Genomic DNA, 23,929 nt, shown 5'->3' with positions numbered 1-23,929 from the left:
CCTTCTCCTTAAAGATTATGGTCATCGAATAGTAAGTATGGAACTTCAATCTTTTTATTTTGCTGATTAATAAAGTAATTGTCCGGGATAATAAATTTATCATCGTTCTCACTAGGTAATAAGTATTTTCGAACATAATGTTCAGCTTCTTCTTTATAGTCAAGGTCACTTTGAATCGTTTCAAGTTCTTCAATTTCTTTTACTAAAAGATCCAGTTCTTCTAAGCATATGTCTAAATCTAAATAAGCATGGTCTCCTTTTCGGGATATTGAACGCCCATTTGCAACTAGCCAGCTAAAAAGAAAAAAACCTGTTCCAGAATCAAAGTTTCGAGGTGCATTATGCTGACTAGGGTATCTTAAAAGTCGTTCAAAGAGAACAAATTCCGTTATCTCTTCCCAAAAAGGATATTTTCTTTTATGAAGAGTCAGCACCGTCTGGCAATCTACTTTAACTTCTTCTAGTATGCCTGCAAAAAAATTCATTTTCGCCTGTATATGTTGGTCAAAAGGTTTGTTTCCGCAGTGATGGTAATAATCATGCAGATATCCCCAGATTACCCTTGCCTGATAAGTGTCTTCTCTATTCATAGTATGAGATTTAAAGTTGAAATCAGGAAAGATAGAAGACGCTCTTTTTAATGTATCCTCATTGTATATGCTGTGAAATTTATTAAAGAAAAATATCGCGAAGTTTTGACTTGTTACCTTTTCTTTTGTTTTTACATTCTCAGGGAAAAATACAATACACTTCCCTTCCATAAATCCTTGAGTACCAGCCAACAGCTTTAAAGATTCACACCCATTTTTAGGATGAGGAAGGTCTGCTTCGATGGATTTCATGATTTCAGGTTCATCGCGCACAGCGATAAAGGCTTCTAAATAAAATCCTCTTTTTGTAGGGCCATTAGGCGTTACAATCGGTCCTAAAAAGAACGTCGCCTCCCCGTTTGCAGGCGGGCTATAGGCAATTAACGTTTGATCAAAATAAGGAGCTTGATCGAGTCCTCTTTCAATCCAATCACATACGTCATTTTTTAATGCATTCCACACTTCAGGTAAATTTAAAGAGTTATATATTGTTTCAGTTTCAGCAACTACTTTTAATAAGAGCTCTCTAGCTTTTTCGTAATTTCTTTTGACCTCTCCATTTTGGCCCTGATATTTTCTTATCTCATATAGAGAAGGTACTATTTTATCGTTTAATAACTCCACTAAACTTTGAGTATGATTTTTTGTTAACATGATTAAAACCCTCCTTTTTTAGAACAGCTACTTAGCAGAAATATTTTTAGATGATTTAAGAGTAGAATTATTTGTGTTTTTCTCTATTTGCTTTTTCAAGTTAATAAATATAACCCCTGCTATTACAAACGCTGTACCTATATAGACCTGTTTGTTTAATGTTTCACCTAAAAAGACAAATCCTACATATAAGGCGATAACCGGTGAAATAAATAAATGCGCCGTTGCTTTTGATATATGCCATTTTTTTAATAAATAAATATTAATAGAAAACCCCACGACCGACCCTATAATGGCCAAGTATAATAATGAGATAAGACTAATCCCAGAGAAAGTGCGGTTTCCATTTTCTACGAATAGACTAACAATCAGTAAACAAGCGCCTCCACTTAGCATCGAAAAAGAATTAAAGGTCATAATAGGCAAGGATTTTATGCGAGATTGAACTTGAACAGTTATAAAAGCAGAACCTAGCATAGCCATTAAAATGACGATCATGGCTACTATTTGAATCACATTTCCCTGTATAAACAGCTGATTTCCAAATACAACGCTCATACCAATTAAGCACATGACTACACCTAGCTTTTGTCCTTTTGTAGCTGGTGTTCCTTTAAATAAGCGATTAAATAAAAGAGCAAACACTGAAATGCTGGCAGCTAAAACGGAAACAAGCCCGCTTGGCAAATAAACGGATGCCCAATAAACAGAACCAAACGGTAGAGCAAAGTACAAAATTCCGTTTAATGCTGAAATGGTTACTACTTCTTTTGAAACGGCCATTTTTTTTGTGAGTAAGAGGTAGAGGGCAATTATTAAACTAGCAATTAAAAACCTCATACCTGCTGACCATAGAGGCAAGCTATCCTTTAATCCAGTCTTTTGAAAAGCCCATGTCGTTCCCCCGATGACGGCTAATAGACAGAACAAAAGATGTACATGAATACGGGTTAATTTAGAAATCACTGTTTCACCTTATTTCTTTTTTAAAGTTAAGCCTATTTTCTTCCGTGGAGCGTAAAACACATCGGCACTTCTCCAAAATCTTTTACAATTGTTAACTCCTTCTCGGTAGCGGCTTTACTCGTTGTAATACATGCGTCTACCTTTCCTTCTAAGCAATCAATCGCCGCTTGAGCATTACTATTTACTAACTGAACATTGGGACTGATGGAATGAGCTAAATCAACAGGGGCAGGATGTGAAGCAATTAACAGGTTATTGGTTGTTATCACCTCTTCTTTTGAGGCAAGCACCATGTTATACGTTGGCATAATAAAGCTATCTACTAGCTCTAAACTAGTTAAATTTTTGAACACAATATCATGTAAGTAAGGATATACTGCGCAGCCTAGAAGAGCAGAACTCTCTGTTTCTTTCACATGAACTAAAGCTTCTTCCAACGTTTGATGCAAAAAGACCTGACCTTGTATGCTTTGGCGTTCGAACCACAGATAGCCTGCTTTTTCACAATTTGTTCCTTCAGGCCCTAAGGTATGGATAATGCTAATTTTTTGAAGCTGCTTATTTTTCTTACTAGACGACTCTGCAACTATCATAGCCTTTGATACCCCCTATGCGTTTACTTTATTTTTATAAACGATTTTTACTTTGTTATCTAAATAGCTGTAATACTGCTCACAGTCGGAATAAGAGTCATGAGTGGTTAAAATAAATCCAGGGTACCCTGAAAAGTGCGGATATGGTAAAATGTCTGTCCCTTTAGTGATAAATTGAATAACTCTTTTTACTTCAGTATCTCTGCGCACGTCTTCTAAGCCTCGAATTTCTTTAAAAATCCCATGGCCTTGCACAGGGATAATGTAGTTGCCCACCACTTTCTTTCGTTTTCTTTCATTTCTTAATACAGGAGGTTTTAACCCTAATACATAGTAAAAAACTAGCTCCATATAGTTAATACCTGTACTTTCCTTTACGATATAATGAGAAATCCCAGATCCTCCAATGCGCGCTCCTATTTCAATTACATAAGGTTTTCCTGCTGGGTCCAGGCGTAATTCAATATGAGCTGGGCCATTCTCAATTCCTAAAGCATTTGCTGCTCTAGCTGCTTCTTGTGCAATAGATTGCCAAACGTTTTCTTCTAGCTGAGCTGGAGCTATATAAACACCTTCTTCAAAGAAAGGTCCTTTGGAATTTCCTTTATAACCTATAGAAAGTACATAAACTTCTCCTTCTACAGAAAACGTTTCAATAGCAAACTCTGGTCCGTCTATAAATTGTTCAATTACCATGCTCGTTTTATTTTTTGTGAATTTGCTTAGGTCTTCTTCATTTACGCGTCTCACTTTTTCTATGCTGTCAATCAGTTCCTTTTTATTATTCGCTCGTGATACACCTTGACTGGAAAATCCGTTAGAAGGTTTTACTACGACAGGATAAGGCAGTGAAAGATTCTTTAATTCCTCCGTATTTTCAACCTCTTTAAAATACGGAGTGTTAAGATCATTATCTTTTAAAACCTCTCTCATCTTCTGCTTGTTTCGACAGTTACTAATCACAAACGGTGATAAGCCCGGTAAGTTTAACTCTTCTGTCAGCTGAGATACAACCTCTAATGCAGGCTCATATAATGTCATAATGCCGTCAAAAGGATTTTTGTGATGCTCTGCTTTAATAATCTCAAGAGCTTTGTCTGGGGTGTGAAATAAATCAATGGGTATGAAATTTTGTACGTTTTTAAGATGCTTAGGTTCTACTTCTTCTTGGTTATAAAAAAACGTCAATTTAATTCCGAGAGCTTCTGCTTCTTCAAAAATAAACGGTAAATATGTATTTTGTAACACAACTGCTAGATGCTTATTTTGTAACGGCATTTACTTCCCCCCTACTTTTAAACAGTTCTTCACTGTTCGATGACTAAATTCTAATGACCGCTTCATATATTTGTCAATTTAATTTTATATAACATTAGGAATATATAGAATATTTAATATATTAGTAAAAAGTAAAGAAAAGAATAGTTTATAGGGTTAATACTAAAGTGAAACTAAAAGCAGAAATTTTGCTATTTGATTATAAAGATATTGTTAAAAAAATTTAATGAGAATTTTTCTATAAAAAAGAAAGGTCGACATAGATTCAACCTTTCTTTTTTATATTTTTTATTAAAATAGATACTTATCATTTACAAAATAAGTTTTCTTTATCAGCTATTTCTTTAACGATTTGAGGATCTAACTCAACACGCAAAAAAGATAGCGGTTCTTTCCATTCGCAAGTGCTGTCAGCTCCAGCAGGGATAAAGTTAATATCATTTTTAAAAGCTACTCCTCCCTGAAAGCTATCTGCTACTGTTTCTTGAATCGCAACAGGCTTAGCGGTACGGTGAAGAAGGAGCAAATGTTTATCCAACGTTTCACGTGCTTGTTGAGGCTGAACATTTTCTGCTTTTATAATTTGAACATTTTCTTGTTTTTGACTCAAGATGTCCTTTGAGTTAAACTTCACTTCTTTCATATTGCGCTCCTTTTTCATAGATATATCCATTTTTCACTTTCTTGTTTGAATTTATGTGAACCCTTTTTGTTTACTATAGTGAAAGAGAAAATAAAAAGAACCATTCTTCCTGCTCTACTTAATTTCCAGTCATTTATAAGATAAAACAAAAAGAAGAAGACAGATGTCTCCTTCTTTTTGTTTTTCACTTTACAGTGACGCTTTTAAAATAGCTAAAATATCATCTTTATTTAGTTTTTTAAAGTTACCGAAACCTCCGTACGCCATTTCACGAGCAGCAATTCCAGCAATTTCGTCTAGTCTCTCTTCTCCGATATCGTAATCTGCTAAGCGAGAAGGTGCACCAAGGCTTGACCAAAAAGCGCTTAACTTATCGATTCCTTCTAATGCAATTTCTTTGTCGCTTTTACCTGCAGTTTCAATATCGAACATGCTTGTCATTACACGCTTCATACGAGTTACATCTTGATCTACAACGTGTCGCATCCAATTTGGGAATAGGATTGCTAAACCGCCTGCATGAGGAATGTCATATACCGCTGATACCGCGTGTTCAATTGTATGTGAAGCCCAATCGCCAAAGTAGCCCATTTGAAGTGTTCCGTTTAGCGCGATTGTTCCGGAATATAAAATCGTTTCGCGGTGCTCGTAGCTTTGCAGATCTTTTAGCAATTTTGGTGCTGTTTCAATTACTGTTTGTAATACGGAATAGCACATACGATCTTGTAAAGGCGTGTTTTTCACGTTATGGAAATATTGTTCAAACACATGGCTCATCATGTCTACCATGCCGTAGATAGTTTGATCTCTAGGAACAGACATCGTGTTCACAGGATCTAATATAGAAAATACAGGATGCGTAACGGCGCTTCCCCAAACGTATTTTTCATTTGTTTCCCAATTCGTAATAACAGAATCAGGATTCATTTCAGAACCTGTTGCTGCCAATGTTAATACCGTTCCGAACGGCAGTGCTTTTGTAGCCGTTACTTTTTTGTTAATAATATCCCAGACGTCTCCTTCATACTCAGCTCCGGCAGCGATTGCTTTTGTGCAGTCAATAACGCTTCCTCCGCCGACTGCTAACATGAAGTCAATGTTTTCATTTCGGCAAATTTCAATTCCTTTTCGTACCGTAGATAGTCGAGGATTTGGCTCTACGCCCGCTAACTCATTTATATTTACGTTTAACTCTTTTAACAGCGTAAGAACTTGATCGTATAAACCGTTTTTCTTAATGCTTCCTCCGCCGTAAACAAGCAAAATATTTTTTCCGTATTTCGGGAGCTCTTCTGATAATGCTTGAAGCTGATCTTTTCCGAAGATTAATTTTGTGGGATTATGATAAATGAAATTTTCCATACTATCTGTATACCTCCTAGTTGAATATAAAGTGAGTTGTCGCATTACGCGAACAAGAATGTAAGTATAAATGTAAAACAAAAATTTTTCAAGAGTTAAGTTCTCATATCGCGTACTTTATTTTATTGAGTAATTAAAATGAAGAAAATGGCTTCTTAGATATAAAAAAGAGAGCAAGTAAATGCTCTCTTTAAAGTTCTTTATAAGCCATTTTTCTATACGTAACAAATCCTTCTTTTTCGTAAAAGCTTTCGGCAATCGTATTATCATTCCAATAATCTAACTCAATTGTATTGATGTCGTTTGTACGAGCAATGCTATAAATTTCTTTCATTAAACTTGAACCAAACCCTTTGTTTTTGTAGGGTTCTGGGATGTTTATTTGATGAACATAAATTGACTTGTAAGTCTTTTTAAACACTGTCTCTGAATACTGCTTTATTTCCAGCCAAGCGAATCCCACATGCTGACCTTCGTCTTCTCCTAAAAGAAAGATAGATCTATCGTCTTTCATCACTTTCTTAAAAAATTCATGTATCTTCTGAAAATCATATGTTTGAAAGCGCTCGGGGTATAATTCTACATGCAGTTGATGAACAGACTGATTAAGCTTGGCAATTTTACCAGTATCGAAAGTACGGCTAATCTTCAATTTTTTCTCTCCTATATATCTCGTATTTAGTAATGCTCGTTATGAATTTATTTCGTTTAATATAGCCGGTGCGTTTGAGGTAAATAACAGATAGTTTTTATTGGTCGTTTTTATAAAGATGCGGTCAGTCGTTCCGTACGGAGGGCCAATTCGAATGGCGTTTACTTCTTTGCCTCCGTACGTGTCATCTTCCGTTACTTCAAGAATGTCTTCTAACGGAATCGTAAAGTGTGAAAGCTGCCATTTTATAATGAGATTATCATTTATTTTTCGGACACTGATAGTTGGTGTAAACATTTTATACATCCCCTTTGGTTTCTATTTTCCCTTCCTTCTTCTAGCAAAAAACAAGTTCATTTCCCCTTAACTTTCTCCCTGTGCAATGTGTTCTTTTATCCTTAAAATTGCTTCTTTCGGACAGCCTTGAAAATAACCTCCATGGTAACAAATAACATGCTCAATGTCGTAGTGTAAGAATTTTTCGAGTGATTGAACTGCTTGGTCCATATTTAAGGTCGTTTGTTTAACAGGTCCCATTAATCGTCCATTTGCCAACACTAAAGCATCTCCAGCAACCAGTGTTTTTGATTTTCTTAAATAAAAACTTACATGCCCAGGCGTATGTCCAGGGGTAAAAATCGGTTCAATGCCTTCACAGTATGGGAGCATTTGACTCCCTTTTAATACTATATCTACGTCAACTTTTGGAGGGTTTTTATAAAAAGATTTTATTTCATCAGGTATAGCTGCTAGTTCTTCGTTACTCATTCGACTCGCATTCGTTTTAATAAGTGGAAGTTTCCCTTCAATATACGGCTTATCAAATTCATGAGCATATACGATGATATTTTCATTTGATTTTTTTCGTATATCAGTCGCACATCCTATGTGATCTAGATCTTGATGCGTTAGAAGAATTACTTTTAGCTGTTCAATAGATATATTCAATTCACTCAAGGCCTCTTTCAGTTGATCGGTTTGCCCAGGCATTCCTGTATCAATTAGAATAGCTTCATCGTTATTCCAAACTAACGTAGGATTTAATATTATATTTTGGTCAAAAGCTCTGGCAGTCAACTGTAGCATTTCAACACCTGCAGAAATTCTCATTACAAACCCCTTTTCTTATTAAAGTACAAAGATTTTCAACCTCCATAATCGCTTAGCATGCAGTGGTATTCTTGAATTTTATCAATAAACAAAACAAAAACCAGACTGGAAAAAAATCACTTTTTATGCTATGATATCTATAAAATAAAACTTATTATGATAGATTTTTATAAATAAAAAGGTGAACCTTGTTGTCCAAGGTTCACCTTTTTTACTTATCGTTAGCCGTATAGCTTTTTTATTTCTTATCGTCTCTTCGGATACATTCATGCAAAGGTACAACCTTGGTTTTCTTTGCTATTTTATATCCCCACCACGTCGCTAAAAAGAGAGGCAAACCGATGTATGAGACCGTCAAGCCGTACCAATCAATTTTGTCGGAAAGTACCGCTTGATAATTCTGTCCTAGAATAACGATGAGGCACATTCCAAATGCAAGAACAGGACCTAGAGGAAACCATTTTGCTTTATACGCCAGTTCATTTATATCCCGTCCTGAAGCAACATATGCTTTTCGGAAACGATAGTGGCTGATGGCAATACCAATCCACGCAATAAATCCGCTCATGCCTGAAGCGTTTAAAAGCCACATATACATTTGATCGCCAAAAATTGATGTTAAAAAGGCAAGACCGCCAATGATAGTGGTTAAAACAAGCGCGTTTACTGGAATTCCTCGACGATTAATTTTTCGAAGCGCTTTAGGCGCTTGCCCTTCATTTGCCATGGACCACAACATTCGCGTAGAAGCATATAAGCCAGAAGTTCCGGCTGATAAAACCGAGGTAAGAATAACAGCATTCATCACTGAAGCAGCTGCAGCAATTCCTGCTTTTTCAAAAACAAGCGTAAATGGACTAACAGCAATGTTATCCACATCTCCTCCTAGAAGAGATGGACTTGTGTAAGGAATGATGAGCCCAATTACAGCAATGGCTGCAATATAAAATAGAAGAATGCGCCAAAAGACTTGGCGAATGGCTTTTGGTATATTTTTTTGAGGGTTTTCACTTTCCCCAGCCGCAATGCCGACTAGCTCTGTACCTTGAAAAGAAAATCCCGCGATAAAGAAAATGCTTAGTACGGACAGAAATCCGCCGTTGACCGGCGCTTCTTCTAATGTAAAGTTTTTAAAACCGATATATTCACCGCCGAAAATGCCAAATATGGTCAGAAGGCCCACTCCGATAAACACAATGATGGTTACTACTTTTACGAGAGCAAACCAATATTCAGATTCTCCATAGCTTTTTACAGATAGGAAATTAAGTAAAAAAATTAAGCCTAAAAACAAAGCGCTCCAGATAATACTTGGCACATCAGGGAACCAAAACTTCATAATAATAGCAGAAGCAGCTATTTCTACAGCGAGCGTAACAGCCCAGTTAAACCAATAGTTCCAGCCGAGCGCAAAGCCAAGAGCTGGGTCTACATAATGACTGGCGTACGTTGAAAAAGAACCTGATACCGGCATAAACGTGGCCATTTCTCCAAGACTAGTCATGAGAAAGTAAACCATAATTCCAATGGCCCCGTAAGCAATCAGCGCTCCTCCAGGTCCAGCAGTTTGGATGGATGATCCGGTAGCTAGAAATAAGCCTGTTCCGATTGACCCTCCAATGGCAATCATGGTCATATGGCGTGCTTTCAAATGGCGTTTTATATGCTTATCGTCCTGCTTTTTTTCTTCTTCATTACGATTTATATCGACCGCTTCCATACTTATCCCACCTTTATAAATGAACTATGCGCACATGTTTAACGTAAAGCGTATAAGAATATCCATCTCCCACAAAAAGCAGGAGATGGACCCTTCATTGCTTACTTTGAAAAATCAAAGTAGTTTCGTTTTAATAGACGAGGCAGGCTCATAAGCTGTTCGTACGTTACACTTTTTTCTAAGGCAGAGGTGTTGATTAAAAACAGTTGATCTTCAATGTGTCCAACCGTTGCATCTGTTTGATACGTAATGCCGCATTCTGAACATGTAATGGAAGGCGTCTCTTTAATTTCTATAGCTTTTGTGCCGTCAGGAAGCTCCCAATAAACCGTTGCATCCGTCTCTTTCGCTTCATAGGATTCGCACCATTGACATTTCAATATTATTCCTCCTTCGCTCCCGCCGTTTCGTATTTTTTCATTTGCGTTTCAAATTTTTTCTCTTTTAATTGATCGCGCTTTTCACGCTTGTCTTTTAAAGAACTATGCTCTGGATTTTGGTCATACGTTTTCCGGCGGTCAAGACGGTTTAGACCTTCCGGTGTTAAGTTGAACTTTGTATCATCAATAATCGAAAGAACACCGTTGCTTTCAAATTTTTCAAATACTTCAGGATATACTTTTTTATAAAATTCTTCTGCGCTTCCACTTTGGTAATTTTGCGGCTCCGGATACGATGTAATAACACCTTCAAAGTTTCGAAGCACCACTTTATTGGAGCTTTGAGAAATAATATAGTTTGGCTGCAGCGGAATTTTACCGCCTCCTCCAGGAGCATCCACGATAAACGTAGGAACTGCATAGCCGGACGTATGGCCGCGAAGTCCTTCCATAATTTCTAGCCCTTTACTGATCGGCGCACGGAAATGGCCGATTCCTTCTGATAAATCACATTGATAAATGTAATAAGGACGCACGCGAATTTTCACTAAATCATGCATAAGCTGCTTCATGATTGGCACGCTGTCGTTAATTCCGGCTAAAATAACCGCTTGGTTTCCAACTGGAACTCCTGCGTTCGAAAGCATTTCACAAGCACGCTTTGATTCTTCTGTAATTTCAATTGATGTGTTAAAATGCGTATTTAGCCAAACCGGATGATATTTCTTCAAGATATTGCACAGGTTTTCTGTAATGCGCTGCGGGAACACCACCGGTGCTCTTGTACCGATACGAATAATTTCTACGTGCGGAATATCGCGCAAATTTTTCAAAATATATTCTAAAATATTGTCATTGATTAATAGGCCGTCTCCTCCGGAAATTAATACATCACGGATCTGAGGGTTGGCTGCAATGTAATTAATAGCTGTATCCAGCTGTTTTTTTGGAACGCCCATGCCAATTTGTCCTGAAAAACGTCTTCTTGTACAGTAGCGGCAGTACATAGAGCATTGATTTGTAACTAAAAACAGCACGCGGTCGGGATAACGGTGCGTTAAGCCAGGAACCGGTGAATCTTCATCTTCGTGAAGCGGATCTTCTAAATCATACCTTGTTTTATGCAGTTCTTCTGAAATAGGAACGGACTGCATTCTGATTGGACATTTCGGATCGTTCTCATCCATTAACCATGCGTAATAAGGAGTGATATTTAACGGAATCGTTTTGGTTGCAATTTTAACGCCTTCTTCTTCTTGAGGTGTTAAATTGATCACTTTCTTTAAATCTTCCAATGTTTTAATCGTGTTTGTCAGCTGCCATACCCAGTCGTTCCACTGCTCGTCCGTTACATCTTTCCAAAGCTCGATTTCTTTCCAGTGTCTGCTTGCTTTATATAATGTATTTTTCATTTTATATTCCCTCCAAAGTTCATTTTTTGAATAGATGTTCTACTAAGAAATTGACCGCACCATATAATAGCGATCTTCTCCTTCGCCAAACTCTCCTGCTCGCGTTTCTTTAATGGTAAAATCCATTTTTTTATACAGCTTCACAGCCCCTTCATTTTTTACATTCACAGTCAAACAAACGCTTTCGAAATTATCTTTTTGTAGAACCGAAAATATTTCTTCTAAAAACAGCTGTCCAATTCCGCTTCCTTGTTTATCAGAGCGGACGTAGAAACCAAAGATATAAGCTTTTGTGATATCTTTGTAATCTCGAAGCAGCTCGCAAATGGCAATTGGTCTTGCGTCATTTTCCTGGAAATATTGAATAAGCTTGCCGTAGCGGGCTAAAGGTACAAGCGTCTGTTCATCAACGGCTCCCATGCCCGGAAACGCATCTTTTTCCAGTTCAATCATCATCTTTTGCTGTTCAGGATTTAACGATTCTGGCACTTCGATATAGTACTGCTCTTTTAATGCATCCATTTTTCTTTCCTCCTTTTTTCACTTTCATATTTGACATCTTGCAGCGGCCAAATTGGTTTTGAAATGTGCTGATAATTAAAGGTCGTTAAGCGATTTGATGCTACGCCCGGAGCATCCACATAGATGATAGATCCTACAAGCGGTTCAAAAGCGGCTCTGAAATGATTTTTAGCTTTTAAACCAATGATTTTTTTCGTCGCTGGCTCGATACCGATATGGCGAAAAAGTTCAGGATCGTTTGCTGATACCGGCCTTCCAATCAACAAAATATCCAATTCTCCTACTCGAATATGAGCTGCACCTTTTACATTTACTTTCAAATGCTGATTAAACGGTCCCGAATTGTAAAATTCACCTTCTGATAAGCCAATGACCTTTGCTTCAACTTCAACGGGCTTTCCGAACTCAGGAGAAACTTTTCCTCCTAAGGAAAGAGAGACGTAATTCCCAACTCCTGCTTGCACGCATTGTTTAATAGATTCAGGGTCATAAAGACCTCCAAATAGTGTCCCCGGCATATCTAGCTTCAGCATGTATTCCAAAAGCTCTGTTGTATCGCCGCTTCCGCAGCTTAAAGGATTGTCCGCTATATCAGCGAGCACAATTGGCTGTTCGTTTGATCGTTTTAACGCTGTTTGCAGACCTTCTTCAACGGTAGGCAAATCCATGATAAAATCTTCTTTTATACTCCAAAACTGAGAAGCTAGTCTCTTTGCTGTTTTTTCTGCCGTTTCAGGATTCAAAGCTGTTACGAGCACGCTTGCTCCGGCAATTGGAATATCAGAATACGGAAAGCCTCCAAAAATGGAAACATTGTATACGTCTGCTTCTTGCTCGGCTTGCTTAGCAAGATCAATCATTTTTTTCATCGGCCCTTCTGCGGTTCGCATATTAATCGACGGCAAAAGCATAGGCAATTTTTTTAAAGATGCATAATAGATAGCGCTTTCTTTTACTTGTGTTAAAAGCGCTCGCGCAGCGTTCACTCCTTGTTCGTACATATCAACATGAGGATATGTTTTAAAACCAAAATGAAGCGGCGTGTACGTAAGCATATCTTCACTGATATTTGCGTGCATATCGAGCGTAGTAGCAATGGGAACGTTGCTTCCTATGCAGCTTCTTATCTGACTTAACAAATGAGCTTCAGGATCGAAAAGATGCTCTACTACCATTGCGCCGTGCAAAGCGATTAACAAACCATCTAGCGGCCCCGCATGAGTAAGTGAGTGCAACATTTGCTTTTCAATTATGTGATAAGCTTCAGAAGATACAATCCCAGATGGAACCGCAGCTGCACAAACAAGAGGAACGATTTCTACCTGCTTCTCTTGCTTTAATACATCTAAAAATCCCCCTACTTCTGTTTTGGTTCCTGAGTATGCTTTATATATTTCCGTTCCAACAAAATAGCCTTCGTGTACAAAGTGTTCTATTTCTGTTTTTAATGGACTAAAGCTGTGAGATTCATGATAAAAAAAGGCAATGCCAATGCGATATGAAGACATGTGCTCCTCCTTTTCGCTAAGGTGCGAGATTAATAGTTGGTGTAGACAGACTTCCATTCTGTCATCACATCAAATGCATGATGAGAAACTTCCCTGTGACCATTTCCAGACATCTTCATTCCTCCGAACGCTACCCCCATTTCAGCATTAGATGTTCCGTTATTGATATAGACTAATCCGCTAACAGCGTCTTTTGCCGCTCGGCTTGCATAGTGCAAGCTGCTTGTATAAATGGAAGTGGAAAGTCCATACATCGTTCCATTGTTGACGCTCATTGCTTCTTCATAGCCATCTACTTCAATAAAAGCAAGCACGGGGCCAAAAATCTCCTCTTGAGCAATTGTGTGGTTCGAACTGACGTTATCAATAATTGTAGGCATGTAATAACAAGTCCCTAACTCTTCTGATAAAACACGACCTCCAAGCGCAATATTTCCGCCTTCTTCCACCGCTTTTTGCACGTAATTTTCTACTAAACGGCACTGCTGTTCATTTACAAGCGGACCTATTACAACCCCTTCCTCAAGACCATTTCCAATTTTCATTTCTTTTGTAAGAGCTATTACTTTTTTCAAAAGCTCTTCTTTTACTGAACGCTCCACAATCACTCTGCTAGCTGCGGTACAGCGCTGCCCTGTGGTCGTAAATGCTGATTTAACAATTCCTTCTGCTGCTTTATCCAAATCGGCATCCTTTAACACAATAACAGCGTTTTTTCCTCCTAGCTCTAAAGAAATTCGTTTTAAGGTTTTGCTGCTCATTTCTGCTAACTGCTGACCAACTTCCGTAGAACCTGTAAATGAGATGATTTTCACTTCAGGGTGCGTAGCAAGCTTTTGTCCAACGATTCTGCCCGATCCTGTAAGCAAGTTAATTGTTCCTTTTGGAAGCCCCGCAGCGTGCAATACTTCCATAAAAATCTTCGCTGAAAGCGCCACTTCTGAAGCCGGCTTCCAGACAACGGTATTGCCAGCGATTAAAGCGGCAAACATTTTATAAGAAGCGAGAGAAACAGGAAAGTTCCAAGGTGTAATACATGCCACAACTCCAAGCGGTTCGCGAACCATTTTTATATCTCGGTCAGGAAAGCCAGCGGGCACTATTTCGCCAAACAAACGTCTTCCTTCTCCTGCCATATACTGAGCTGTTGCAATGACGACACCAACTTCCCCTATAGATTCTGTCAGCGGTTTTCCCATCTCTTTTGTCATCACTTGAGCGAGCTCTTCTTTTCTGTCTTCAAAAAGCTCAGCTGCTTTTGTTAAAAATGCTGCACGTTCAGGAATAGATGTATTTTTCCAGTGGCTGTAGGCTGTACTAGCCGCTTTTACTGCATCATCAACTTGACTAGCCGTAGCGGCTGCGCACGTTCCAACGAGCTCTTGTGTTGCAGGGTTTATACTTTCAAAATAGGTTTGCTCCTCTTCACTTACCCACTCGCCGTTAATATATAAATTTCCTTGTAACAGTTCGGTTTTAGTCTGACTCATATTGTTACTCTCCTTTTCATTTAAAAAGCTAGTTAATTGAAACTGCTTCTGTGATGGCTTCTTCTAGTAAAGACAGCCCTTGATCCAGCACGTCTTTATCAATATTTAGCGGCAGCATTAAACGAATGGTTTGCCCTTTGACTCCACAGTTCATAATTAGCAGTCTTTTTTCCAGCGCTTTTGATTTAATAACAGGGACATAAGCAGCTGCTGTTTCAACATGAAATTCAATACCAATCATCATACCAATTCCTCTAACCTCTTTAATAGCTGGTAAATGTCCGATAGAATGCTGAAGGCGTTTAACAATATCAGCGCCTACTTTTTCACTGCGCTCTACAAGCTTTTCTTCTTCAATTATTGAAATATTAGCTAAAGCCGCTGCGCACGATACTGGATTTCCGCCAAAAGTAGAACCATGTCCAGCTGTTGGCCATTTCTCATGCAGTTCTCGGCTTGCTACAATGGCTCCTAAAGGCATACCGCCGGAAAGAGCTTTTGCTAAAACTAAAATATCTGGTGTGACTCCAGCATGTTCTGCGGCAAACATTTTTCCAGTGCGCCCAAATCCCGTTTGCACTTCATCAAAAACAAGCAGAATGCCATAATCATTCGCTATGTCTCTTAGTGCGCGTAAAAAGCTAGAAGGAGCAGGGTAATAGCCTCCTTCGCCCATGACTGGCTCAATTACAATCGCTGCTACGCGTGAAGGATCCACTCGCAGTTCAAACAGCTTTTGCAGTTGATTTAAGCAATATGCTTCTGCATCTTCCTCGTCAACATTAGGAAGCTGACTTGGATACGGATAAGGAACGTGATACACTTCTCCTAAAATCGGCTCGTAGTAGCTGCGATATTTTGAGCTTGAAGCCGTAATAGCTGTAGCTCCTAGTGTACGGCCGTGAAAAGAACCTTCAAAAGCAATGATCGCTGATCTGCCAGTGGCCGCTTTTGCTAATTTGAGCGCACCATCAATGGCTTCTGCGCCTGAATTTGAAAAAAACACGGTGTCTAAGTTTCCAGGCGTAATGTGCGCAAGTTTTTCTGCCAAATTCACTGCTGTTTCGTAATAGCCGTAGTTTAAGCCTAGGTGAAGCAGCTGATCTGCTTGTTTTTTTATCGCTTCTACCATTTTTTCATGCGTATGACCCACTGCATTGACAGCTACTCCTGATACAAAATCAATATATTCATTGCCATCGGCTGTCCAAAATTTCGCACCGTGCGCTTTTTCAATAACAAGCTCTGTTACTCTTGTCATCACCGGTGATAAATGTTTTTTCCCTTTGATTTGAAGCTCTTCTGTTTTATTTTGCACTTTCATATGACTCATCCTTTCTTATGTGCTGATAAAAAATAGAAAACGCATGATCTAGCAATCTCACTATTTCATCAACTTCTGATTTCGTTATATTTAAAGGAGGACTGATAATGATATGTTCTCCTTTATGTCCGTCTATAGATCCGGATCCTGGATAAAAGACGCCTCCAAGCTCCATACAAATTTCATTGAGCTTTTCGCTGGCTGCTTCACGTGGCTCGAAAAATATCTGTTGATTGGCGTCTTTCATTAGTTCTAATCCAATTAAAAGTCCGCGGCCGCGAATATCTGAAATATAAGGATGCTTGCGCTGCAGCGCTACTAAACATTCCATTAAATACGCGCCTTGAGTTTCAACGTTTTGAAGGATATTCATTTCTTCATACATATCCAAAGCAGCAAGGCCTGCCGCTATTGAAACAGGATGTCCACTGTACGTATAGCCATGAAGAAATTTCCCGCTGCTATTTTCTAACAGACCTTGAATCAGACGGTCATGGACAATCATTCCTCCTAAAGGAGCGTACCCAGCTGAAACTCCTTTACCAAACGTTAGGATATCCGGTTCGATTCCGAATTGTTCCACTGCAAAATCAGTTCCCGTTCTCCCGAAGCCTGTCATCACTTCATCAACAATCAAAAGAATGTCATAGCGGCTACAAAGCTCACGTACTTTTTTGAAATAGTCAAGCGGAGGTACAACAGCTCCTTGCTGACTTCCTACGATGGGCTCTGCGATAAAAGCTGAAATATTTTCTGGACCAAGCTCTAAAATGGTGCGTTCAATATCGGTGATACAGCTCCAGTTTTGATTTGCCATGCAGTCTTCTTGATTGCGATTATACGGACAGCGATGACAATACGGCGAATAGACGTGCGCAAAATGTAAAAGGTTGGGTGTATAAGGATATCGTCTTTTTACATCTCCTCCAGCTGATAGTGCCCCTATCGTGTTTCCGTGGTAAGACTGCCACCTTCCGATTACGATGTGTTTTTGCATCTTTCCGGCATCTCTGTGATATTGCCTTGCTAATTTTAATGCACTTTCATTTGCTTCTGATCCTCCTGATGTAAAATAGACTTTGTTTAAATGAAGCGGCGCCATTTTACCAATTTTTTCTGCAAGTTTATGCAAAACATTCGTTTCAAAACGTAATGTATGAACAAACGCCGCTTTTTTTGCCTGCTCCGCCATCGCCTCGGCTATTTGCGCAATGCCGTGCCCTAAGTTTGCCGCCACGGCGCCGGAGCAGCCGTCTACATACTTTTTTCCTTGTTCATCTATTAAGTAGCTTCCTTCACCATGCGTAATCATTGGATACTTTTTTGTTAAATCTCTATGAAAAACATAATCTCTTTTTATTTCGTCCATCTTTCCACCACCATCGCCATTCCTAATCCTCCTGCAACGCAAATAGTAGCCAGGCCGTATCGTCTTTTTTGCTTGTGGAGTTCATGACACAGAGTTGTTATAATTCTTGCCCCGGAGCAGCCTAAAGGGTGTCCAAGCGCAATCGCTCCTCCGTTTACATTCACTTTTTCTGATGTGATGTCCCATTCTCTTAAGCAAGCAATACTTTGAGCGGCAAATGCTTCGTTTAATTCAATTAAGTCCATATCACCTAAGCTTAAACCGACTTTATTTAAAGCAATTTGCGAAGCAGAAACGGGACCAATTCCCATTTCCTTTGGAGAGACCCCCGCTGCGGCAAACGAAACAACCTTTGCCATAGGCGTTAATCCGAGCTGCTCAGCTTTTTCTTCCGACATCAACAGCATCATTGAAGCGCCATCGTTTCTGCCGGATGAATTGCCGGCTGTCACCGTTCCATTCTTTTGAAAAACAGGCTTAAGCGCACCAAGCTTTTCTTTGCTAGTAAGACGAGGAAATTCATCTGTTGCAAAATGCCTCATACCTTTTTTTCCTTCTTTTACAGGTACCGGGATAATTTCTTCTTCAAACAAATCAAGTTCTATAGCCCGTCTAGCTTTTTCCTGACTATAAAAAGCAAACTCATCTTGTTCCGTGCGGCTAATACTATATTTTTCAGCGAGCCACTCGGCCGTCTGTCCCATCGTAAACGTTCCGTATAACGTTTCAGGCTGTGATTTTGGCTGACTTTCTGTATTAGAGTCATAGAGTGTTAAATCACCAACGTGAAAACCAAAACGAGTGCCTACCGTATAGTGCGGTGCTTGAGACATGCTTTCCACTCCTCCGGCTAATACCACTTCGGCTTGACCTGATAAAATGGACATAGCTCCATTCATTACAGCCTGCATGCCTGAACCGCACTGGCGGTGCACGGTATAAGCTGGAATACGTTCAGAGAATTGAGCTTTCAGCCCGGCTACTCTCGCTATATTAGGAGCATGAGCGCTTTGTTTCGTTTGTCCGACAATGATTTCATCAACAATCTCTGAAGTATATCCCGCTGAAGACAAATTGTTTTTCATCACAAGAGAGACTAGTTCTTCTGGAAGCGTATCTGCAAGCGAACCGCCAAACTTTCCAATAGGCGTTCGAAATGCATTTACAATCACTACCATTATGCTGTCACCTCATTGTTTTTATTAAATAATTTAGAAACGCGAAAAGAAGCCTGCGTTTTTTGTTGCACTGTCTCTAAAGAAACACCCGGAGCTGTTTCAAGAAGTTCAAGACCATGATCTGTTACCGAAAAGACAGCTAATTCTGTAATAATCATATCGACTCGTCGCTCTGAAGTAAGCGGATAAGTTAACTCCCCAACTAGCTTTGACTCTCCTTGGCTGTTCGTATGAAGAGTCGTAACAATAACTTTTTTTGAGCCTTCTAATAAATCCATTGCTCCTCCTACGCCAAGAACACTTTTCCCAGGAACAGCCCAGTTTGCAATTCGGCCTGCTTCATCTACTTGAAGCACTCCAAGAATCGATACATTCACATGGCCTCCCCGTATCATGGCAAAGGAATCAGCGCTGTTAAAAAATGAGGCACCTTCCAAAACCGTGACGGGCAGCTTTCCAGCATTCACAAGTTCTGGATCTATATAACCTTCTTCAGGAGTAGGGCCAACGCCAAGAATCCCGTTTTCTGAATGTAAAAACACGTGAACATCGGGTGAAATATAATTAGCAACTAAAGTAGGAATGCCGATTCCTAAGTTCACCACATCTCCGTGACAAAGCTCTTTTGCAGCACGCGCAGCAATATATTGTTTGACGTTCATCTTATTGTTCTCCTTTCATTACGATATAAGTAACGTATAAATGAGGAGTTACAATTTCTTCAGGAGAAATCTGCCCAACTTCAACCACTTCTTCTACTTCAGCAATCACGATATCAGCAGCCGTTGCCATCATTGGATTAAAGTTTCTCGCTGATTTGCTGTAAATAAGATTTCCGAGTCGATCTGCTTTTTTAGCTTTTATTAGAGCTACATCTGCGTGCAGCGATTCTTGCAAAACATATTTCTTTCCTTTTAATACTCGTTCTTCTTTTCCTTCCGCAAGCTGAGTCCCTACGCTCACAGGCGTATAAAATCCTCCGATGCCTGCTCCTCCTGCCCTAATAGCCTCGGACATTGTTCCTTGCGGGATGAGCTCCACTTGGAGTTCTTGTTGTTGATAAGCGTGTACAACTTCAGGGTTGGAAGTAAAATAAGAACCTATGGCTTTTTTTACTTGTTTTTTTTGAACCAATACACCTAATCCTTTTCCAGGTTCACCGAGGTTATTACTAATAATCTCTAAATCTTTAAGGTTTGATTTGGCAATCGCTTCAATCAGACTAAGCGGGCTTCCAACGAGACCAAATCCACCTACCATAATGCGTGCGCCATCTGTTATTTTTTCTATTGCTTCTTCGCGCGTGATGATTTTGTTCATTTTGTTTCCTCCTTTTCTTTTTATATTTCACAGCGCTTTACGCGAAAAAAACCAAGCAGGATACAATGACTCCCCAAAGAAACAGGGATGTCCCCACTCTTTGTAAAGTGTGTGTATCTGCTTGGTTTTAATAAGACCATGAAAAGAGGTTGTCTTCTCACTTTATTCTAACCAAACGCTATGTAATTTTTTGATTCACATTATCCCAGTAACGTTGAATTGCAGCCTGAAGCGCTACGATAATCGCCTGTTGAGATGGAGCAAAATAATAATTTTGAATACGTTCAATAAGAGGTTCAATTCCATCTGCAAGGCAGTAACCAATAAGCAGCTTCCGGAAAAAATTTTGCGTCAGCTCCGTAATAAACGTAAACTCAGCATTTACAATTTTATGCTCTGTCAGATCCACTTCTAGTACAATTCCCGCATGCTTATACATTTCATACATGGAAGTTCCCTGTGGAGCTTTTGCATATCCTGTCACAATGACTGTATTCAGTATTTGCATGCCCCTTAATCTCCTTTTAAAAACTATTTAATTACTCCGCACTTTTACACTAATAATTCTGAAAGGTCAAATGAGATTAACTCATTTTCTTTTAGTCATGTAAGTGCTTTCATTTTTAAAAAGATATATTCTTACACAACTAATATTTCGCCTTTTCTAGACAAAATCCTTCTTTTCTTTTAAAAAAACTTTCTATTTTTTTATTTATTCGGCTTTATTGAAATTTATTCGAGTCTCCATCAAACTTTTCATCCGCTATACGGATGGACTCTGTTGGACAGCCTTCAAACGCATCTATTAAATCGTCTTCCAGCTCTTGGGGCACTTCAGCCGTGCCTTGATTATCATCAAGTATAACGAACGCAATTCCTTCATCATCATAATCATAAATATCAGGTGCCGCAGCTCCGCATGCACCGCACGCAATACACGTTTCTTTATCGACTATCGTATATTTCCCCATAATCATCCTCCTAACTAAGTTTAAAAGTTATTACTCATTACCAGCCGCGTTCTTGCATACGATTTTCTGGTAATAATGATGAAATTTCAATTCCTTTCATTGCACTTCCTAATCCTTTTGATAAGCTTGCAATCAGTTCATAGTCTTGATAATGCGTTGTTGCTTCCACGATTGCTCGCGCAAATTTTTCAGGGTTGTCTGATTTGAAAATTCCTGATCCAACAAACACGCCGTCTGCTCCAAGCTGCATCATTAACGCTGCATCCGCGGGTGTTGCTACGCCGCCTGCTGCAAAGTTTACAACCGGTAAACGGCCTTCATGTTTAATTTGCAGTAATAGCTCATAAGGCGCACCTAATAGTTTTGCTTCTGTCATTAACTCGTCTTCATCCATGCCTACAACTTTACGTACTTGAGCGTTTACTTGGCGCATATGACGCACTGCTTCGACGATGTTTCCTGTTCCTGGTTCGCCTTTTGTACGAAGCATCGAAGCACCTTCACCAATTCGTCTTGCTGCTTCCCCTAAATCACGGCATCCGCATACAAATGGAACTGTAAATGTACTTTTGTTAAGGTGATATTCCTCATCAGCTGGAGTGAGTACTTCACTTTCGTCAATATAGTCTACACCCATTGCTTCTAGCACGCGTGCTTCAACAATATGGCCAATACGAGCTTTTGCCATAACTGGAATGGATACAGCGTTCATCACTTCTTCAACAATTGTTGGGTCTGCCATACGAGACACGCCGCCTGCTGCACGAATATCAGCTGGAACACGCTCTAATGCCATAACGGCAACAGCGCCTGCTGCCTCTGCAATTTTTGCCTGTTCTGCATTGATCACGTCCATGATAACGCCGCCTTTTTGCATTTCTGCCATTCCCCGCTTCACGCGGTCCGTTCCATTTCTCACCATATTCATTTCCTCCTTTATATGTTCAAACACTTATTATGCAACTTCCATGCCAGTGTTAAAATATAGAAGAAATTAGTAAAAAACATTGATTTTTATGCCAAATTATTAAGCGATTTTTAAAAAATTGGCAGGTGAAAGCCAATTTTTTAAACCAAAACAGCTCCCATCCCTATTAGAGACGGAAGCTGTTTTGTTAAGGAACTAACACTAATTTTCCGGTCGTTTTTCTTCCTTGAAGCAGACGATGTACATCTGCCGCTTCATCAAGTGAAAATGTGCCGCCCAGCATTAATTTTAACTGACCGGCATTTACGTAGTTTAATAGCTCATGCAGGCTTTGCTGATAAAGTATTGGTTTTTCCATCATTTGAGGTAAGAAAAAGCCTAGAACCGATTGGTTTTTTTCCATCAGGCGGGCGGGGTTAAATTTTACAGGTTTTCCGCTAGCCATTCCGTAAAAAACGAGGCGCCCAAATGGTGCAAGACATTGAAGAGATTCATAGAATATATGCCCTCCTACCATTTCTAAAATAATATCGGCTCCTTTTCCTCCCGTCACTTCTAAAATTTGTTTTTCCCAGCCTGTTTCTGTATAGTTAATTGCTTCGTCAGCTCCGAGATTTTTTGCAAGCTCAAGCTTTTCTTTGGAGCTCGCTGTAGCAATAACTTTTCCAGCTCCAAAAATTTTGGCAAGCTGAACAGCTAAGGTTCCAACACCGCCTGCTGCCGCATGAACGATGACGGTTTCTCCTTTTTCAAGGCGACCCATTGTTTTTAAAATATGATAAGCCGTGAGTCCTTGAAGAGGCAAAGCAACCGCTTGTGTTAAATCCACATTCTCCGGCAACGGAATAAGGCCTCTTGAATCTGCCAGCGTGTACTCAGCGTATCCTGTTGCTCGATTAGATCCTAGCAGCGTCACGACTTTTGTACCTACTTTTATCTCTTTTACATCCTCGCCTACTTCAACCACTTCGCCCGCAACTTCAGAGCCAGGGATAAAAGGCAGCGGTGTTTCGACTACGTATGCTCCTTCACGCCGTGCAGCGTCGGCGTAATTAACACCGATTGCCGCAACTTTAATGAGCACATCTTTCTTTTTTGGTACAGGGCGTGCAATATCGATAACTTGAAGAACATCAGGTCCTCCGTACTGCGTAAATTGAATGGCTTTCATCTTATATCCCCCTCTTATTTCCCTTGAAATAGTGGCTTTCTTTTTTCTTTAAACGCAGATATTCCTTCTTGATGATCTCTTGTTTCTACCATAAGAACTTGCGTTAGTCTTTCTTGTTCAAGGACTTGTTCTAATGTTAAATGAAAGGAATCGTTGACAATTTTTTTCATTTTCCCATACGCTTTGGTTGGTCCTTGTGATAAGCGACTTGCAAAGGATGTGACCTCATCTTTCAGCTGATTTAACGGTACTACACGGTTTAAAAAACCAGCTTTGTAAGCCGTGTCGGCATCCATAGGCTCTCCTAAAAATAATAGTTCCTTCGCTCTATGGGGACCAACGACCTTTGTAAGAAAGTAAAGGCCTCCTCCGTCTGAAATCAATCCAACTTGAGAAAAGCTTAATACGAATCGACTTTCTTCTGACGCAATGATAAAGTCAGAAGCGAGAGCTAAATTAAAAGCCGCTCCTGCTGCAAATCCATGAACTGCTGAAATAATTGGCTTCTCTAGATTTTGCATCGCTAAAATACATTCATTTAAACGGCCGATATGTTCATAAACATCAGATCCGGATGCTTGGCCCATCGTTTTTACATCCCCTCCGGCAGAAAACGAGCGCCCTGCTCCATTTAATATAACCACTTTAATAGACTCATCGCTTTGCGCCTGTTTTATTTCAGCTGTTAACTTTTCAATCATTTCCTCACTGAATGCATTTAAACGATCCGGCCGATTTAACGTTAAAGATAAAATAGTCCCGTGCTTTTCTACTAATAAATCACTCAT

At 39.4% G+C, this 23,929-nt stretch carries 25 protein-coding genes; all 25 read right to left on the bottom strand.

The annotated features are described in order from the left end of the window. Positions 1–8: 8 nt before the first annotated feature. The 25 genes from ACFX4W_RS12585 to ACFX4W_RS12465 all read right to left on the bottom strand — a co-directional run bounded on the left by ACFX4W_RS12585 (position 9) and on the right by ACFX4W_RS12465 (position 23,929). Positions 9–1,244: a DUF6421 family protein gene (locus ACFX4W_RS12585; protein WP_043982512.1), complete on the bottom strand. Its 1,236-nt coding sequence runs from the start codon at positions 1,242–1,244 to the stop codon at positions 9–11. 27 nt (positions 1,245–1,271) lie between these two features. Beyond that, positions 1,272–2,210, bottom strand: a complete 939-nt coding sequence (locus ACFX4W_RS12580) for a DMT family transporter (protein WP_043982511.1) — start codon at positions 2,208–2,210, stop codon at positions 1,272–1,274. Positions 2,211–2,242: 32 nt separating this feature from the next. Next, positions 2,243–2,803 carry a hypothetical protein gene (locus tag ACFX4W_RS12575; protein ID WP_043982510.1) on the bottom strand — a complete coding sequence of 187 codons (561 nt, stop codon included), beginning with the start codon at positions 2,801–2,803 and terminating at the stop codon, positions 2,243–2,245. 15 nt (positions 2,804–2,818) lie between these two features. Next, positions 2,819–4,081 carry an ATP-grasp domain-containing protein gene (locus ACFX4W_RS12570; protein WP_043982508.1) on the bottom strand — a complete coding sequence of 421 codons (1,263 nt, stop codon included), beginning with the start codon at positions 4,079–4,081 and terminating at the stop codon, positions 2,819–2,821. Positions 4,082–4,388: 307 nt separating this feature from the next. After that, the gene (locus ACFX4W_RS12565) at positions 4,389–4,724 is read right to left on the bottom strand and encodes a hypothetical protein (RefSeq protein ID WP_043982506.1); all 336 of its coding nucleotides are present in this window, start codon (positions 4,722–4,724) and stop codon (positions 4,389–4,391) included. A gap of 189 nt (positions 4,725–4,913) precedes the next feature. Then, positions 4,914–6,086 (bottom strand): iron-containing alcohol dehydrogenase, encoded by a 1,173-nt coding sequence (locus ACFX4W_RS12560; RefSeq protein ID WP_043982504.1) that lies wholly within the window; start codon positions 6,084–6,086, stop codon positions 4,914–4,916. 190 nt (positions 6,087–6,276) lie between these two features. Then, complete coding sequence (locus ACFX4W_RS12555; RefSeq protein WP_043982503.1) at positions 6,277–6,738, bottom strand: GNAT family N-acetyltransferase; 462 nt, start codon at positions 6,736–6,738, stop codon at positions 6,277–6,279. A 39-nt stretch (positions 6,739–6,777) separates the two neighbouring features. Continuing rightward, a complete protein-coding gene (locus tag ACFX4W_RS12550) occupies positions 6,778–7,035 on the bottom strand; it encodes a SunI/YnzG family protein (RefSeq protein WP_043982500.1) in 258 nt (85 codons plus the stop codon). A gap of 66 nt (positions 7,036–7,101) precedes the next feature. After that, positions 7,102–7,848, bottom strand: coding sequence for an MBL fold metallo-hydrolase (locus ACFX4W_RS12545; RefSeq protein WP_043982499.1), 747 nt, complete (start codon positions 7,846–7,848; stop codon positions 7,102–7,104). 238 nt (positions 7,849–8,086) lie between these two features. Continuing rightward, positions 8,087–9,568 (bottom strand): amino acid permease, encoded by a 1,482-nt coding sequence (locus tag ACFX4W_RS12540; RefSeq protein ID WP_323619131.1) that lies wholly within the window; start codon positions 9,566–9,568, stop codon positions 8,087–8,089. Between the two features lie 101 nt (positions 9,569–9,669). Next, entirely contained in the window at positions 9,670–9,948 is a 279-nt protein-coding gene (locus ACFX4W_RS12535) for a YokU family protein (protein WP_016764133.1), read from the bottom strand. A 2-nt stretch (positions 9,949–9,950) separates the two neighbouring features. Then, positions 9,951–11,360 carry a lysine 2,3-aminomutase gene (gene kamA, locus ACFX4W_RS12530; protein WP_028408513.1) on the bottom strand — a complete coding sequence of 470 codons (1,410 nt, stop codon included), beginning with the start codon at positions 11,358–11,360 and terminating at the stop codon, positions 9,951–9,953. Between the two features lie 42 nt (positions 11,361–11,402). Continuing rightward, the gene (locus ACFX4W_RS12525) at positions 11,403–11,882 is read right to left on the bottom strand and encodes a GNAT family N-acetyltransferase (protein WP_043982496.1); all 480 of its coding nucleotides are present in this window, start codon (positions 11,880–11,882) and stop codon (positions 11,403–11,405) included. Continuing rightward, complete coding sequence (locus tag ACFX4W_RS12520; protein ID WP_340447472.1) at positions 11,870–13,390, bottom strand: M81 family metallopeptidase; 1,521 nt, start codon at positions 13,388–13,390, stop codon at positions 11,870–11,872. Before ACFX4W_RS12520 ends, ACFX4W_RS12525 begins: the two co-directional genes overlap by 13 nt. Before the next feature lie 29 nt (positions 13,391–13,419). Further along, a complete protein-coding gene (locus ACFX4W_RS12515) occupies positions 13,420–14,880 on the bottom strand; it encodes an aldehyde dehydrogenase family protein (protein ID WP_377559461.1) in 1,461 nt (486 codons plus the stop codon). Positions 14,881–14,908: 28 nt separating this feature from the next. After that, a complete protein-coding gene (locus ACFX4W_RS12510) occupies positions 14,909–16,204 on the bottom strand; it encodes an aminotransferase class III-fold pyridoxal phosphate-dependent enzyme (RefSeq protein ID WP_377559459.1) in 1,296 nt (431 codons plus the stop codon). Next, positions 16,188–17,573: an aminotransferase family protein gene (locus ACFX4W_RS12505; protein WP_097823407.1), complete on the bottom strand. Its 1,386-nt coding sequence runs from the start codon at positions 17,571–17,573 to the stop codon at positions 16,188–16,190. Before ACFX4W_RS12505 ends, ACFX4W_RS12510 begins: the two co-directional genes overlap by 17 nt. After that, positions 17,561–18,751 carry a thiolase family protein gene (locus ACFX4W_RS12500; protein ID WP_043982489.1) on the bottom strand — a complete coding sequence of 397 codons (1,191 nt, stop codon included), beginning with the start codon at positions 18,749–18,751 and terminating at the stop codon, positions 17,561–17,563. Before ACFX4W_RS12500 ends, ACFX4W_RS12505 begins: the two co-directional genes overlap by 13 nt. Beyond that, complete coding sequence (locus ACFX4W_RS12495) at positions 18,751–19,413, bottom strand: 3-oxoacid CoA-transferase subunit B (protein WP_043982487.1); 663 nt, start codon at positions 19,411–19,413, stop codon at positions 18,751–18,753. Before ACFX4W_RS12495 ends, ACFX4W_RS12500 begins: the two co-directional genes overlap by 1 nt. Before the next feature lies 1 nt (position 19,414). Then, positions 19,415–20,071, bottom strand: coding sequence for a CoA transferase subunit A (locus ACFX4W_RS12490; RefSeq protein ID WP_043982486.1), 657 nt, complete (start codon positions 20,069–20,071; stop codon positions 19,415–19,417). 178 nt (positions 20,072–20,249) lie between these two features. After that, positions 20,250–20,579 carry a DUF3870 domain-containing protein gene (locus ACFX4W_RS12485; protein WP_013057066.1) on the bottom strand — a complete coding sequence of 110 codons (330 nt, stop codon included), beginning with the start codon at positions 20,577–20,579 and terminating at the stop codon, positions 20,250–20,252. Positions 20,580–20,793: 214 nt separating this feature from the next. After that, on the bottom strand, positions 20,794–21,042 hold the full coding sequence (locus ACFX4W_RS12480) for a ferredoxin (RefSeq protein ID WP_013083172.1): 249 nt from the start codon (positions 21,040–21,042) through the stop codon (positions 20,794–20,796). 37 nt (positions 21,043–21,079) lie between these two features. Continuing rightward, positions 21,080–21,964 carry a pyridoxal 5'-phosphate synthase lyase subunit PdxS gene (pdxS, locus tag ACFX4W_RS12475; RefSeq protein ID WP_162214255.1) on the bottom strand — a complete coding sequence of 295 codons (885 nt, stop codon included), beginning with the start codon at positions 21,962–21,964 and terminating at the stop codon, positions 21,080–21,082. Between the two features lie 193 nt (positions 21,965–22,157). Then, entirely contained in the window at positions 22,158–23,141 is a 984-nt protein-coding gene (locus ACFX4W_RS12470) for a quinone oxidoreductase family protein (RefSeq protein ID WP_340447476.1), read from the bottom strand. 14 nt (positions 23,142–23,155) lie between these two features. Then, complete coding sequence (locus ACFX4W_RS12465; protein ID WP_043982483.1) at positions 23,156–23,929, bottom strand: enoyl-CoA hydratase/isomerase family protein; 774 nt, start codon at positions 23,927–23,929, stop codon at positions 23,156–23,158.

Origin of the sequence: Priestia sp. YIM B13489 (assembly GCF_042787645.1) — a bacterium.
GTDB classification, from domain to species: Bacteria; Bacillota; Bacilli; order Bacillales; family Bacillaceae_H; genus Priestia; species Priestia megaterium.
This window is presented reverse-complemented; position numbering and strand designations above follow the sequence as displayed.